Origin of the sequence: Leucobacter chromiiresistens (assembly GCF_900102345.1) — a bacterium.
In the GTDB taxonomy this organism is placed as follows: Bacteria; Actinomycetota; Actinomycetes; order Actinomycetales; family Microbacteriaceae; genus Leucobacter; species Leucobacter chromiiresistens.
Genome location: NZ_FNKB01000001.1, coordinates 525659 through 540160, shown reverse-complemented (window position 1 = coordinate 540160; position 14502 = coordinate 525659). Strand labels below are relative to the sequence as shown.

The following is a 14502-nucleotide window of genomic DNA, read 5'->3' as shown; positions in this document are numbered from 1 at the left end:
TGTGCGCGATCCAGCAGCACTTCTGTATGTTTGATCGCGAAAGCGCCGAAATGCTGGACGAGTGTATCGGCTCGCGATCCAGTCTCCGAGGGAGGACGACATGCAGGTGGACGACACCGACCGGGCCATTCTCGCGGTGCTCGCCGAGGACGCGCGAGTGTCGATGACCGCGCTCGCCGAAGCGGTGCACATCTCGCGCGCCGGAGCGCATGCGCGGGTCCGCAGGCTCGTCGACAGCGGCGTCATCATGAACTTCACGATCCGCACCGATCCGGTGCTCGCCGGGTCGCACGCATCGGCGTACGTGACGCTCCTGGTCGACCAGACGGGGTGGCAGGAGGTGCGCGCCCGGCTCGGCGAGATCGCCGAGGTCGAGCACATCGCCCTGGTGGGCGGAGACTTCGACGTGCTGCTGCTCGTGCGCGCCGCCGACAACAGTCACCTGCGGCGCGTGGTGCTCGAAGACATCCAGTCGATCCCGTGGGTGCGCAACACCCGCACCATTCTGATCTTCGAGGACTTCGCCGGCGGGCCGCCGCCCGCGCTCGCGACCGGCCGGTGATGCGGGAGGGCGGTGCTCTGGGAGCGACCGCGCCCGGGGAGGGCGGCGGCCGGGAGCCGGTCAGCTCTGGTCGGAGCGGGGCGCCTGCGGATCGGGGCTCGGGAACTCTGCCTCCCGCTGCGACGCGGGGTCGGGGTCGGTGATCGCTCCCGTCGGTGCCGACTCCTCGATCCGATGCTCGAGGTGGTGCTCGGCGGCGAGTTCACGGCCGGCCTGCACCGCTTCGTCTCTGTCGCGGTAGCTTCGCGAGAGGTGCGGGGCATCTGCTACCTCGTTCACCCACTGGCCGTTCTTCGACTTCGTGGTCACGGTCGACTGGCTCATAGTGCTGCCCTCCTGATGCGTGCTGCGTGCTGCGTTCCGGCGTGCTGGGTGCCGGCGTGCCGGGTTCCGGCGCGCTCCGCGCCGATCTGCGCTGATGTCGAGCTGATCCGCTGCGTCTCAGTCGCGAAAGGGTTCGACCGCCGGCGCGTCGTCCTGATCGAGTTCCACGGTGATCGACTGCTCGAGCGCGTCGGCGGAGTTCGCCTCGGATGACGAGGTGCGCATCGTGTCGTCGGCACTCGATTCGCTCTCGAGGCCGGCATCCCTGCGCTGCTCGAGGGCATCGGCCTCCGGTACTTCCGCCGAGAAGGGATCGCTCATGCTCATGGTCGCTCTGCTCCTGATCGCGTCGAACGGTGGGTGGGATCTCCACGGTCTCAACCGGCGCTCGCGAACGCGAGGGGGTTGCGCTATTGACCGTCTCGGGGTGGGCCCTGCATCTGTGCGGTGCGCAGCGCCGCAGCAATGTCGGTTGCCAATAAGGAAAGCCTCAATTAGAGTTGCCGCTATGGAAAGTCACTTCGGCGGTATGGCGTCCGGTCAAGATCCTGCGCTCACTTCTCGGGAAGCCCGTGCCGTTCTCGATGACCTGAAAAACGATGGTTCGCGACTTGCTGAAAGGATGATCACTCCGTGGTGGTATCACGTCTCGCTCGCCGGCATCGTCGCGCTGTTCGTCTGCTCTCAGGCACTTCCCGTCACTGCGAGCATGAGCCTGGTCGTCGCCGGGATCATCGCGCTTCCCGTGCTGACGAGCGCGTACAAGCAACGTAACGGCGTTGGCATCAGTCAGCCCGCGGGCCCGCGCAGCAGAAGCATCTTCATCGCCACGATGGTGATCATCGGCTCCTGCCTGCTCGCCGCACTCGTCATCAGGTTCAGTGAGCTGGTGCCGTGGTGGAGCCTGGCGCCGACTGCACTCGCTTTTGCAGCAACCGTCGCACTGGGCTATCGGTACGACCAGGCTCTTCGCAGCGAGGTCGCGGGAAGCGCGTCGCACGCATGAGGGATCCCGTGCAGCCCGCGTTCAACGATGTGATCCACTCACCAGTCCGTCTGCGCATCTGCGCACTGATGCGCCGAACTGACGAGCTCGAGTTCGCAGTCATTCGGGACACGCTCAAGCTCAGCGACGCCCACCTCTCGAAGAACCTGAAAGTGCTCGGCGACGCGGGTCTCGCCACGGTTCGCAAGGTGAGCTCTTCGAGTCGGGCCGATGCTCGTCGTCTCACCTGGGTCGCCCTCACCGCCGACGGGAAGCGGGCGCTCGAAGGGCATCTGGCTGCCCTCGCGCACATCGCAGACGGTACTCCCGAAACCCTGACCTGAGCGGGCCCATTACGACTGCGCATCGTGAGGTGCGGGCGGGTGACGCTCAGAGGCAGTGTCTGCCACTCGACCACGAGGAGCCGATGCGGCGCATCGGAGGGAACGCGAGTCCGAGCAGCCACCCAATCCGGCCGATCGGCGTAGGCTCGCAGCATGACCACGATGCGCGCGATCACCGTTGCCCAGGCCGGCGGCCCCGAGCTGCTGGCGTTCACCGAGATGCCCGCCCCGGAGGCGGGGCCGGGCGAGCTGCTCGTGCAGACCCGGGCGGTGGGGGTGAACTTCATCGAGACCTACCAGCGCTCCGGGCAGTACGCGGTGGAGTACCCCTTCACCCCGGGCGGCGAGGCGGCCGGCCTGGTGCTCGAGGTCGGTGCGGGGGTCGAGGGCTTCGCCGCCGGTGACGTGGTCACAACGGCGGAGGCCTCGGGCACGTACGCCGAGCGGTTCGTGGTCTCGGCGGACCGCGCCGTGCGGGTGCCCGACGGGATCGCCGCCGACGTCGCCGCCGCCATCCCCCTGCAGGGGCTCACCGCGCACTACCTCGCCACGTCGGCCGCGCAGCCGCGCGAGGGGGACACGGTGGTGGTGCACGCCGGCGCAGGCGGCGTCGGCCTGCTGCTCACGCAGCTCCTGGTCGCGCGCGGGGTGCGGGTGCTCACGACGGTCTCGACCCCCGAGAAGCGCGAGCTGAGTCTCGGCGCCGGCGCCGCCGAGGTCTTCGACTACGACGATTTCGCTCGGCGCGCGCGGGAGGCGACCGGCGGCGAGGGCGTCGCGGTGGTCTACGACGGCGTCGGGGCGCGCACCTTCGACGATTCGCTGTCGGCGCTCCGGGTGCGCGGCGAGCTCGTGCTCTTCGGCGCGGCGAGCGGGCCGGTGCCGCCCTTCGACCTGCAGCGGCTCAACTCCGGGGGATCCCTCTCGGTCACGCGGCCGTCGCTCGGCCACTTCGTGCGCACGGCCGAGGAGCGCGCCTGGCGCTACGGCGAGATCTTCGACGCGCTGCAGGCGGGGCGACTCGACTTCCGCATCGGCGCGCGGTTCCCGCTCGCGGAGGCCGAGGCGGCGCACCGGGCGCTCGAATCGCGGGCGACCACGGGCAAGGTGATTCTCGAGCCGTAGGTCGGGGTAAGGCGTCGGATCGCCCCGCCTTCGGAGAGCGATTCGGCTTCGGTGAGAGGATCGGGGCCCGGAAGGTGTCACCGAAGCCGAATCCCTCACCGACGTCGAGGCAGCTCAACCCGCCCACCCAGGCTCGCGCAGCGGATGCTCAGCGCGAGCAGCGCGAGCGCGGCCGCGTACGGCAGGGGCGACGCCAGCCCCGCGAGCAGCGCGACGGCGGTGCCGGCGATCCCGCACACCACGCTCAGCACCGCGGCCCACGTGCGAGCGGCACCGGCGTCGGGGTGCGCGGGCGGCGTCGCAGCGACCGCGTGGAGCAGGTCGAGCACCCGCCGTTCGACCGGGGCGATGAGCGCCGCCAGCGGGAGCACGCAGCATGCGATGGTGAGCAGCCACGGAAGGCGGGTCGCCCACCAGGCGGCGGAGTGGGGAGCGGGCAGGGGCAGCCCGGTCGCCCACATCACCGCCACCAGCGCGAGGATCACGGGCATGTGCCAGAGGTACACCCCCATCGCCGCGGCGTTGGCGCGTGAGATGAGGCGCGCGATGCGGGGCGCGCGCGTCAGTGCGTCGAGCCGCGGGCGCAGCAGCTGCAGGGCGCAGAACTGGGCGGCCCCGAGCAGCATGATCGCCGTCGTGGGCGGGTTGAGGTTCTCGAGCAGGTCGGGCGACCATCCGCCGCCGACCAGCGCGAGCAGCGCCGCGAGGGCGCCGAGGAGCCCGCAGACGAGGCGGCGCCGCGGCCAGACGGCGACGGAGATGCCGTCGCGCATCATGAATCCGAGCTGCTGCATGAGCGGCCAGACCAGCACGAGGTTCAGGTATCCGACGGGCACGCCGAATCGGGCGTTCGCCACGTCCACGCAGACGACGCCGATCGCGAGCGCGAGCACCGTGAGCCGCGGCGCGCGGTCGTGCAGGCGCGCCATCACCGGCACGAGGGCGGTCACAGCGAAGTACACGGCGAGGAACCACAGGGGTTGGCCGATCCTCAGGCTCGCCTCCGCGACGAGCGCTGCATCCGCGCCGACGGCGCGTGCGAGCAGCAGCGCCCCGCCGACCGACCCGATCATGAGCGCGGCGGGCACCGCGAGCCGGCGCGTGCGGGCCGTGATGTAGGCGACGGCGCCGTCCCCGCGGCGCTGCATGCGCCGCCACTGCGCGAGCGAGGCGAAGCCGCCCGCGATGAAGAACAGCGGCATGATCTGCAGCGCCCAGGTCATCGGCGCGAACCAGGGCTCGCCCGAGAGCGCGACGCTCGGGTGGAGCGACCCGGCGGGGGTGAGCTCCACGCCGACCATCAGCGCGTGCAGCACCACGACGATCAGCAGCGCGCCGGCCCGAACGGCGTCGATCGTCGTGTCGCGGTGCGGGGCTGCGGAGCGGTGCGGGGCTGCGGAGCGGTGCGAGGCTGCGGAGCGGTGCGGCGCTGCCGGGCGGTGCGGGGCGGGGGTGCGGCGCGAGTGTGTGAAGGGCGGGGCGAGGCGCGCGGTGTCGAGCGCGAGCCGGTCGGGCTGCGAGGGTGCGAGGGTCACGGGGGCTCCTTGTGTCGGGGACAAGGAGAGACGGTACGAGCGAGGCGATCCGCACCGCGTCACTCCGGCGGGTGAACCGCCGAGAACCTCGGAGGGAGCGGGGTCAGCGCCCCACGCCGACGAGCCCCGACTCGTAGGCCGCGATGACGACCTGCGTGCGGTCGCGCAGCCCGAGCTTGCCGAGCACCCGCGAGACGTGCGTCTTCACGGTCTGCTCGGAGAGGAACAGGTGCTCGGCGATCTCGCCGTTCGACTTGCCGACCGCGATGAGCTTCATGACGTCGAGTTCGCGCTCCGTCAGCCCCGACAGCAGCGCGGAGGTGTCGCGGGGAGCGGGGCGCGCGACGTAATCGGCGATGAGCCTGCTCGTGATCGACGGGGCGAGCAGAGCATCGCCGGCCGCCACGACGCGCACGGCGGCGACGAGGTCTTCGGCGGTCGCATCCTTCAGCAGGAACCCGCTCGCCCCCGCCTGCAGCGCCGAGAAGACGTACTCGTCGGCGTCGAAGGTCGTCAGCATGATGACCCGCGGGTGCTCGAGACCGGGCATCGCGAGCACGCCGCGGGTCGCGTCGAGGCCGTTCATCTCGGGCATGCGGATATCCATGAGGATCACGTCGGGCCGCGTGCGCCGCACCAGCTCGACGGCCTCGCTGCCGTCCGACCCGCTGCCGACGACGGAGAGATCGGGTTGCGCGTCGAGCAGCGCCCCGAAGCCCTGGCGCACCATCGCCTGGTCGTCGATGATCGCCACCCGGATGGGGGCTCGGTCTCGGTCGCGGTCTCGGTCTGTCGACGCCATGGCTCGATCGTATCGAGAGGACGGGCGACGAGGATCACCCGATCGTCTCACCCGGGTTCACCCCCGAGGGTGACGCGGCGGCGCGCGGGGCACTCGTACGGTGAGGCTCATGCTCATCATCCCCGTTCTCCTCGCCGTCTTCGGCGCCGTCGGTCTCGCCGTGGGAACGCACCTGCAGCACCGCGCGGTGCGGACGGGTGCGTCGCGGGCGTGACGGCAGCCTCGCTGGCTGCTCGGCGGCGCCGTGATCGCGGGCGCCACGGCGCTCAACGTCGTCGCCCTCGGGCTCGCGCCGATCTCCATCGTGCAGCCCGTCGGCGCACTGGCGCTCATCGTGGCGGTCGTCATCAGCGCCCGCTCGTCGGGTTTGCGCATCTCGGCGGGCCTGGCGGCGGGCATCGTGCTCACCGTGCTCGCGGTCGCCGCGTTCGTCACCATCAGCGCCGGTCACGCCCGCGATGCGCAGCCGACGGAGGAGCGGATGCTGCAGCTCGCCGCGCTGCTGTGCGGCTGCGTCGCGTTCGGGCTGCTGCTCGCAGCGGGTCGCGCGGGGCATCACGCCCGGGTGGCCGCCGCGGGCGTGGTCTACGGCGCCGTCGTATCGGCGATGCACGTCGTGGCGGTCGCGGGCGTCGCGACGCTGCGCCGAGACGGCGCAGACGGACCGGATGGCGCGCACGGCGCGCCGAACGGCGCGCTGATCCTGCTGCTGCTCGGCCTGCTGCTGGCCGCCGCCCTCGCCGGGCTCTGGCTGGTGCAGACCGCCTACGCGAGCGGGCCGCCCGAGACGGTGCTGGCGGGGCTGACGGTGCTCGATCCGCTCGTCGCCGTGGGCATCGGCATGCTGCTGCTCGGCGAGTACGCTCCGCTGCCGCAGGCGGCGGTGGCCGGGCTCGCGGTGAGCGGTGCGGCTGCGGCGGCCGGCATCGTGCTCATCGCGCGCCATCACCCCGAACTCACCGACCCCGCGGCGCCCATGGCGCCGCACCGCGACGCCGTTGGCGCCGCACCGCAGAATAGGAGAAGCTGACATGGTGAACCACTCCTCGGGCAGCACCCGACGCTCCGCTCGACTGCACCGCCTGGGGCGCGATTACGCCCTCATCATGCCGGGGTTCCTGCTCTCGCTCCTGGCGTTCGTCGTGCTCGTGCCGCTCCTGGCGCTCTCGATCGGCACGTTCGTCGTGTGGATCGGCGCCCTGCTGCTCCCGCTGACGCTGCGCACCGCCTCGGCAGCCGCGCAGCTGTCGCGCGCTCGGGTGCGCGCCTGGGGCGCAGACCTGCCCCCTGCGCACTACGCGAGCCCGTCGCCGGGCCTGCGCGGGCAGCTGCTGCTGCTCGCCGAACCGCGCCGCTGGGCCGACCTGGCGTTCGAGACGCTCATCGCGTTCCCCCTCCGCACGGTGACCGCGGTGCTGGCGATCACCTGGACGGCGGTCGCGCTCGGCGGCGTCACGTACGCCGCATGGGGCGTCTTCCTCCCGCCGCATGAGCAGACGTTTCCGGGCATCGCGATCGAAGCGGCGACCGGTGCCGAGGCCGGCACCTACACCCACTCGCACCTCGTGAACGCCGGGTTCAACTTCGTAGTGGGCGTCGTCTTCCTGCTGCTGCTGCCCGCGGTGCTGCGCGGCCTCGCCCGACTCGACGTGCTCGTGACCACCGCCGCGCTCGGCCAGGTGGCGCCGGGCGGCGGTGCGGATGCGTCTTCCGAGCTCTCAGCCGCTCCCGCCGGGGCGCCCGGAACCTCCGCGGGTGGGGCGCCCCAAACCTCCGCGGGCGGGCTCGCAGCAGGCCGCCCCGTCTCGTGGTCGGCCGAGAACTGGGCGTGGATCGCGGCGGCGTTCGTGGCGGTCGTCGCACTCGCGGTGGGCTGGCCGGTGCTCGCGGCCCTCTACGGGGTTCACGTCGCAATCGCGATGGTCATCGCGGCAGGGCAGGCGGTCGCCGTGGTGCTCGTGGTGCGCTGGCCCGCGGCGGGCATCGCGGTGCAGACGGCGGCGGCGGTCGCGACCGTGCTCGCGAGCGCGTCGACGCATGCCGCGTGGCCGTGGCCCTGGCCGGTCATGGCGCTGCTCGTGCAGGCCGTGCTCGTGCTGATCGTCGCGCTGCGCCGCCACTGGCTCTGGGCGGCGGCCGCGTGGGCCGCCCCGCAAGCGGCGGTGGCGCTCGCCGCGGCCGGCGTCGGCGTCGACGGCGCCGCGGGGGCCAGCATGATCGTGTCGGCGTCGGTCTCGGCCGCGATTCTCGCCGGGGGCGTGCTCGGGCGCCAGTGGCTCGCGAATCGCGGGGCGTTGCGCGAGGAGCGGCGCACGAGCGCGGGGCTGAGCGCTCAGCGGCGCGAGCTCGAGGAGCGCAACCGCATCGCCCGCGAGCTCCACGACGTCGTGGCGCACAGCATGTCGGTGATCAGCGTGCAGGCGACCACGGCGAAGTACCGCTTCCCCGAGCTCGGCGACGATGCGGAGCGCGAGTTCGCGTCGATCGCGGGGTCGTCGCGGCAGGCTCTCGCCGAGATGCGCGGCCTGCTCACGCTGCTGCGATCCACCGATGAGGATCACGGCGCCCCGCTCGCCCCGCAGCCCACGATCGCCGAGATCCCGGCGCTCGTCGCAGCGACTCGCCGCTCCGGCCTGCGCATCGCGCTCGTCGTGGAGGGGGTGCCCGACGCATCGGCGCTCGCCCCGGCGGTCGGCCTGACCGCGTACCGCATGGTGCAGGAGTCGCTCAGCAATGCGATGCGCCACGCGCCCGGCGCCGAGGTCTCCGTGTCGGTGCGGGCGGGGGCCGGCGCGCTCGAGATCGACGTGGTGAACGGCGCGGCGACGACGAGCGGCCAGCACGCCGCGCCCGGGTCGGGGCTCGGCCTCGCCGGAGTGCGGGAGCGCGTGGAGGCGCTCGGCGGCACCGTCGCGTTCGGCCCGACCGCAGAGGGCTTCGCGGTGCGGGCGCGCCTGCCGCTGGGGTGAGCGGTCTGCGCCCCGCCGGGCCGCGTCGAGGCTCGCTTCGGTGAGGGATTCGGCTGCGGTGAGATGCCTCAACGGGTCTTCGGCTCACCGAAGCCGAATCCCTCACCGACGGCGAGGCGCGGGGCGCCGCCCGGGCTCACCGGCGCCACCCGGGCTCACCGACGCCGGATCTCTCACCGACGGCGCGGGGGCCCCGCCGAGCGCCGCAGCGGCGCACCGCCTACGGCACCCGGCGGATCCACTCCTCCGTCAGGAACTTCTTCTCGACGAGCCGCTCGGCGGCGTCCCACTCGCCCTCGGTGACCTCGCCGTCGGTGCCGCCGTGCCGGCGCTTGAAGACCTCGATCATGCGCTCGATGATCTCCTCCCGGGGCAGGCCGGTCTGGCTGCGCAGCGGGTCGACGCGCTTCTCGGCGCTCGCGGTGCCCTTGTCTGAGAGCTTCTCCCGGCCGATGCGCAGCACCTGCGTCATGGCGCCCGCATCCATGTCGTACGCCATGGTGACGTGGTGCAGCACGGCGCCCGATCCGAGTCGCTTCTGGGCGGCTCCGCCGATCTTGCCCTGCGGGCTCGTGATGTCGTTCAGCGGCTTGTACACGGCGTCGATGCCGAGCGACTTCAGCGCTTCGAGCACCCACTCGTCGAGGTACGCGTACGAGTCGGCGAAGCTCATGCCCCGCACGAGCTCGCCCGGCACGTACAGCGCGTAGGTGATGCACGCCTCCGGCTCCATGTACATCGCCCCGCCGCCCGAGATGCGGCGCACGATCTGGGCGTGCCGCGCCTTCGCCTGCTCCTCGTCGACCTCGTTCTTCACCGACTGGAAGCTGCCGATGAAGACGGCGGGGGCGTTCCACTCCCAGATGCGCAGCGTCGGCCCGCGCAGGCCCTCGCCGACGGCCGCGGTGAGCACCTCGTCGAGGGCCGCGTTCAGCACGGGGGCGATGGGCGGCTCGTGCACGATCTGCCAGTCGTAGTCGCGCCAGTGCGCGGCGCCCGTCACGGCGCGGCGGATCGCGACGCCCACCGAGTCGGGCGTGAAGCCGAGCAGGTGCACCTCGCTGGGGAGGGCCTGTCGGATGGCGGTGGCGAACTCCTCGATCGTGCCGTTCGGGTGGTGGCCCTCGATGGCCGCGTCGATGCAGGCGAGCGCGTCGTCGGGCTCCAGGAAGAAGTCGCCCGACAGGCGGAAGTCGGTGATGCGGTCGTCGACGACGTCGAAGTCGACGACGACCAGCTTGCCGCCAGGAACCTTGTACTCGCCGTGCATGCTCATATCTTCAGCGTACGCCCGAGCGCGGCGTTTCCACACCGTTTCCCTCCCGGCGAGCGCCCGGTTCAGTCGCTGGCGACGCGCTCCTGGATCCACGTGGCGACATCGGCGAACACCTCGTCGCGGTTGGTCTCCTGCAGGATCTCGTGGCGTGCGCCGGGGTAGAGCCTCACGGTCACGTCGCGCACGCCCTTCGCGCGGTACGCCTCGGCGAGCAGTCGGATGCCGTCGCCGCGGCTCAGCGGATCGTCGGATCCGGAGACGATGAGGATCGGCACCTCGGGCGCGAGCCCCGAGCCCGGCTTGCCGAACAGTCGCAGACCGTCGGCGACCCCGAAGAGGCGGAGGATGTCGGCTTCGAAGCACAGCGGATCGTTCGCGAAGGCCTCGGAGACCGAGGGGTCGCGGCTCAGCCACTCGAACCCGTTCGCCTCGGGCGCATCCCACCGGGCGTTGAGGTTGCCGCTCTCCATGTGGCGGAAGGTGCGGAACGCCGACCCCGAGAGCACCACCGCGTCCCAGGTGCGCGGGTGCTCGTTCATGATGCGCTGCGCCATGAGCGACCCCCACGAGTGGGCGAAGACGACGAGCGGCAGCCCCGGATGGCGCTCGCGCGCGATCTCGGCGAGCTGCCGCACCCCCGCCTCGGCGGCGGGCAGCCCGCCGGTGCCGAGCCTGCCGAGGCGCGAGAGATCGCCGTCGTGCTGCCGCCGACCCGTCTCGCCGTGCCCGCGGTGGTCGTCGGCGACGACCGTGAAGCCGATGGCGGCGAGATGCCGGGCGAATGCGTCGTACCGGAGGGCGTGCTCGCCGATGCCGTGGGAGATCTGCACGACGCCCACCGCGTCGGCGGCGCGCCACTCGTAGCAGCGGATCTCGACGCCGTGTGCGTCGACGAAGTCGAACTCGACGCGCTCTTCCGTGATGCTCATCTGCCCATTCTGCTGGCTCGGTGCGGCGGACACCAGGGAAGCCGCTGAACGCGGGCGGGCGTCAGGATCCGTCGCCGACGCCCCAGCCGTAGGCGAGCTTGTGCGCCTTCAGCACGAAGAACGACTCGGTCGACACGACCCCGGGCACCTGCTGCAGGGTGCTGAACATCAGGTCGGTGTAGTGCTCGATATCGCGGCACACCACCTCGACCATGACGTCGAACCCGCCGCTCGTGAGCACGACGTAGCTGGTCTCCGTCAGCTCGGCGAGCGCCTCGCACACCGACGGGGCGGTGCCCGGCTCGCACTTGATGCCGATGAGGGCGAGCCGGTCGAACCCGATGTTCAGCGGGTTCGCGATGCCGACGATCTGGAAGAGCCCGCTCTCCTGCAACCGCTGCACGCGATACCGCACCGACGACGCCGACACCCCCAGATCCTGCGCCAGGCTGCTGAACGGCGTGCGGCCATCGACCTGCAGGGCGGCGATGAGCTTGCGATCCAGCTCGTCGAGATCGAGGTGGGATGCCGCGTGGTCGCGCTCCGTCATGAGGCCTCCTCGGCTGATCGATGGCGGATTCAGTCTAGGGGCGCCCTCACGGCGCAGCGGGCGCGGGCTCGCCGTCGACCACGGTGAGCACGGCCGAGGCGCCGAGCAGCAGCTCCGGGTTCTCGACGAGCGGGTTCGCCGCCCACACCACGAAGCTCGCACGGAACCCCGGCGCGATGGTGCCGAGCTCGTCGTCGCGGCCCGTCGCGTACGCCGTGCCGACGGTGAAGGCCTCGAGCGCCTGCGGCGGGGTGAAGACGCGCTCCGGCTGGTAGGGCGCGCGATCGCGCTCGAGCACCGACTGCGCGGTCAGCGCGATGAAGAGGTTGTCGGCCGCCTCGTGCGGCGCCGTCGGCGCGTCGGTGCCGAGCGCGAGCCGCACCCCGGCCTCGCGGAACTTGTGCCACGGGAAGCCGGTCACCGCGCGCTCGTCGCCGAGCACCGCCTGCCAGTTGTCGAGCACGGCGGGATCGCAGTGCACGGGCTGCATCGAGGCCGTGACGCCGAGCTCGGCCATGCGGGCGATGGTGTCGTCGGCGACGTACTCGAGGTGCTCGACGCGCGCTCGCCGCTCGGGGCGGGCGCCGTTGACCCGCTCGGCTTCGGCGACCATGTCGAGCGCGATGGTGCTCGCCTCGTCGCCGATCGCGTGCAGCGCGAACTGCAGCCCCGCGGCGTCGGCCGCGACGGCGACGGGCAGCGCGAACTCGCGCTCCCAGATCGGGCCGGGGAGCGCGCCGTTCGCGTACGGCGCGCGCATCGCGGCGGTGCACGCGTCGATGACGCCGTCGAGGATGAACTTGACGCCCGAGATGCGCAGCCACTGGTCGCCGTACTTCGCGGCGACCTCGTCGCGGATGCGCGCCACCTCGGCGATCTCGGCGAGGTCGGTGTCGAGGTCGCCCGAAGCCGTGAGCAGCCAGTGCGCGTTCACGGGGAACGGCAGGCGGCCGTCGCGGTCGAGCAGGCGGCTGTACGTCGACAGCTCGGCGTACCCGAACGACATCTCGGTCGCGCCGGTCACCCCGGTCTCGAGGTAGGCCGAGAACGCGTTCGCGAGGAAGCGGTCGCGATCCTCGTCCGTCGCCACCGACTCCAGATAGCTCCAGGCGTGCTTCACCGCCGCGGTCTCGAGGAGGAACCCGGTGGCGTCGCCGTTCGCGTCGCGCACGATCTCGCCGCCCACGGGGTCGGGGGTGTCGCGGGTGATGCCCATCGCCGCCAGCGCCGCGGTGTTCGCCCAGACGGAGTGCAGGTCGTTCGCGTCGAGCACGACGGGCACGTCAGAGATGACGGCGTCGAGCATCGCGGCGGTCGGCCGCTCGCCGGGGCCGAAGATGTCGAAGCGCCAGCTCACGCCCGTGATCCGCTGCGCGTCGGGGTTCGCCTCGCGCGCCGCGGCGAGTCGGCGCTGCACCTCGGCCACCGAATCGGCGTCGCGCAGCTGCACCTTGCCGAGCGCCTCGCCGAGCATGAGCATGTGGGCGTGGCCCTCGGTGATGCCGGGGGTGACGAACGCTCCCGCGAGGTCGATCTCACGGGCCTCCGCGCCGGCCGCCGCGCGCACCGATGCGAGGTCGCCGACGGCGATGAAGCGGTCGCCCGAGACGGCGAAGCTCTCCTGCGGGGCGGTTTCCGCGGGTCCGGTGAAGACGACGGCGTTGCGGTAGACGGTGGTGGGTGCCGGCATGGAGGGCTCGCTTTCGGTGCTCGAGTGGTGGTGGCTGGTGGCTGGTGCTGGTGCTGGTGCTTCGGTGCGGGGTGCGGGTCAGGCGTTCGCGGGGGCGGCGTCGCGGGCCGCGGCGCGGGCGAGCGCGCGCTCGGCCCCGGTGGAGACGCGGGCGACGAACACCATCGGAACGATCACTGCGAAGCTGACGATACCGGTGATGAGCGTGAACGGGGCGATGCCGAGCCCGTCGATCAGCACACCGCCGATGAGCGGCGCGAAGCTGGAGCCGACGAGGTACGCGCCGAGCAGCGGCCCCGACCAGCGCCCGCGCGCGTCGAGCCCCGCCGCCGTCGCGATGAAGAGCGCGAATGCGAAGGCGTAGATCGAGCTCACGGCGATGATGAGCACGGCGAAGGTCAGCGGATCGGCGGTGAGCCCGGTCCACACCTTGAGCGCGCCGCCGATCACGAGTGCGATGGTCAGCGGCCAGGCGCGCCCGAACCGGTTGCCCAGAACCGCGGCGATCAGCATGCCGAGGATTCCGCCTGCTGCGGAGAGGCTGAGCGTGAATCCGAGCGACTGCTCGTCGATGCCGAGCACGTCGCCGAGCACGGGGGCCATCGTCCAGATCGCGTCCTCGCTGGTGCCCCAGATCGGGAAGAGGATGAGGATCGCGATGCCGGCGAGCGTGATGCGGCGGGGCTCGGCGATCTGCAGGCTCTGGGTGACGTCGACGGGGGCGGCGTGCTCGGGCGCATCGGGCAGCCAGGCGGCGAGCACGAGCCCGACGAGCGAGATCAGCGCGAGCGTGCCGAAGACGCTGCCCTGCGTGATGCCGATGAGGGGGATGACCGCGAGGATGACGGTGATGAGGGCCCGGTTCACGAGTCCGCTGGTCGCCGAGATGCGGTTGGGATTGCGGAGGGCGGCGATGGCGGCGCCGGAGGTGGAGATCGCCGCGCCGACGCCGGCGCCTCCGACGATGAGGCCGGTCACGACGATGGCGGTCGCGGGCACGAGGGCCGCGGCGCCGAACGCGACGACGGCGATGACGAGGCCGGCGATGGCGAGCGGACGTCGCAGGCGGCCGGACGCGACGCGCCCGGTGCCGAGGCCGACGACGGCCGAGGCGAGCAGCGCCCAGGTGAGGATGTTGCCGGAGGCGACGGCGTCGAACCCCAGGGCGCCGAGCGCGGTGATGATGAACGGCGCGAGGTTCGCCATCATGAGGCTGGCGAGTGCGATGAGGAAGGTCGCGCTGCCGTTGCGGAGGGTCAGTGGGAGCCGAGGATCGGCGTCGATCTGCGTGCGTGACACGGGAACTCGTTTCTCCGGCTGCGTCGCCGGGTGGTGCAGCGTAACCGAATTCGTTTCGGTTTAGCCGCATACATGTTCCCCCGGTGTGGGAGGATCTGTCAAACGGATCTGT

General features: G+C 72.0%; 15 protein-coding genes. 6 read left to right on the top strand and 9 right to left on the bottom strand.

The genetic code is table 11. The annotated features are described in order from the left end of the window. Positions 1-100: 100 nt before the first annotated feature. Positions 101-562: an Lrp/AsnC family transcriptional regulator gene (locus tag BLT44_RS02475; RefSeq protein WP_010155729.1), complete on the top strand. Its 462-nt coding sequence runs from the start codon at positions 101-103 to the stop codon at positions 560-562. A 60-nt stretch (positions 563-622) separates the two neighbouring features. On the opposite strand, the gene BLT44_RS02470 is transcribed toward BLT44_RS02475, so the two are convergent. Both BLT44_RS02470 and BLT44_RS02465 read right to left on the bottom strand, forming a co-directional pair. Next, complete coding sequence (locus tag BLT44_RS02470; RefSeq protein ID WP_010155730.1) at positions 623-886, bottom strand: DUF2188 domain-containing protein; 264 nt, start codon at positions 884-886, stop codon at positions 623-625. Between the two features lie 117 nt (positions 887-1003). Continuing rightward, entirely contained in the window at positions 1004-1213 is a 210-nt protein-coding gene (locus tag BLT44_RS02465; RefSeq protein WP_010155731.1) for a hypothetical protein, read from the bottom strand. 181 nt (positions 1214-1394) lie between these two features. Between BLT44_RS02465 and BLT44_RS02460 the strand changes: the two genes are divergently transcribed. The 3 genes from BLT44_RS02460 (at position 1395) to BLT44_RS02450 (ending at position 3340) form a co-directional block, all read left to right on the top strand. Beyond that, positions 1395-1892, top strand: a complete 498-nt coding sequence (locus BLT44_RS02460; protein ID WP_143025952.1) for a hypothetical protein — start codon at positions 1395-1397, stop codon at positions 1890-1892. Next, positions 1889-2215, top strand: a complete 327-nt coding sequence (locus tag BLT44_RS02455; RefSeq protein ID WP_029608150.1) for a transcriptional regulator — start codon at positions 1889-1891, stop codon at positions 2213-2215. The genes BLT44_RS02460 and BLT44_RS02455 overlap by 4 nt, the downstream gene beginning before the upstream one ends. Before the next feature lie 153 nt (positions 2216-2368). Next, positions 2369-3340 carry a quinone oxidoreductase family protein gene (locus BLT44_RS02450; RefSeq protein ID WP_010155735.1) on the top strand — a complete coding sequence of 324 codons (972 nt, stop codon included), beginning with the start codon at positions 2369-2371 and terminating at the stop codon, positions 3338-3340. 95 nt (positions 3341-3435) lie between these two features. On the opposite strand, the gene BLT44_RS02445 is transcribed toward BLT44_RS02450, so the two are convergent. Beyond that, positions 3436-4875 (bottom strand): acyltransferase family protein, encoded by a 1440-nt coding sequence (locus BLT44_RS02445; protein ID WP_010155736.1) that lies wholly within the window; start codon positions 4873-4875, stop codon positions 3436-3438. 103 nt (positions 4876-4978) lie between these two features. After that, a complete protein-coding gene (locus BLT44_RS02440) occupies positions 4979-5677 on the bottom strand; it encodes a response regulator (RefSeq protein ID WP_010155737.1) in 699 nt (232 codons plus the stop codon). Positions 5678-5921: 244 nt separating this feature from the next. Between BLT44_RS02440 and BLT44_RS02435 the strand changes: the two genes are divergently transcribed. After that, the gene (locus tag BLT44_RS02435; protein WP_010155740.1) at positions 5922-6707 is read left to right on the top strand and encodes a DMT family transporter; all 786 of its coding nucleotides are present in this window, start codon (positions 5922-5924) and stop codon (positions 6705-6707) included. Position 6708: 1 nt separating this feature from the next. Beyond that, on the top strand, positions 6709-8646 hold the full coding sequence (locus BLT44_RS02430) for a sensor histidine kinase (protein WP_074689884.1): 1938 nt from the start codon (positions 6709-6711) through the stop codon (positions 8644-8646). 220 nt (positions 8647-8866) lie between these two features. Here BLT44_RS02430 and lplAB read toward each other — a convergent pair whose 3' ends face one another. The 5 genes from lplAB to BLT44_RS02405 all read right to left on the bottom strand — a co-directional run bounded on the left by lplAB (position 8867) and on the right by BLT44_RS02405 (position 14390). After that, positions 8867-9916: a lipoate-protein ligase LplAB gene (gene lplAB / locus BLT44_RS02425; RefSeq protein ID WP_010155742.1), complete on the bottom strand. Its 1050-nt coding sequence runs from the start codon at positions 9914-9916 to the stop codon at positions 8867-8869. A gap of 68 nt (positions 9917-9984) precedes the next feature. Then, positions 9985-10851 carry an alpha/beta fold hydrolase gene (locus BLT44_RS02420; protein ID WP_010155743.1) on the bottom strand — a complete coding sequence of 289 codons (867 nt, stop codon included), beginning with the start codon at positions 10849-10851 and terminating at the stop codon, positions 9985-9987. A gap of 61 nt (positions 10852-10912) precedes the next feature. Then, a complete protein-coding gene (locus tag BLT44_RS02415; RefSeq protein ID WP_010155744.1) occupies positions 10913-11401 on the bottom strand; it encodes an Lrp/AsnC family transcriptional regulator in 489 nt (162 codons plus the stop codon). Positions 11402-11447: 46 nt separating this feature from the next. Continuing rightward, positions 11448-13091: an amidohydrolase gene (locus tag BLT44_RS02410; RefSeq protein WP_010155745.1), complete on the bottom strand. Its 1644-nt coding sequence runs from the start codon at positions 13089-13091 to the stop codon at positions 11448-11450. Between the two features lie 78 nt (positions 13092-13169). Beyond that, a complete protein-coding gene (locus BLT44_RS02405) occupies positions 13170-14390 on the bottom strand; it encodes an MFS transporter (RefSeq protein WP_010155746.1) in 1221 nt (406 codons plus the stop codon). Positions 14391-14502: the final 112 nt, after the last annotated feature.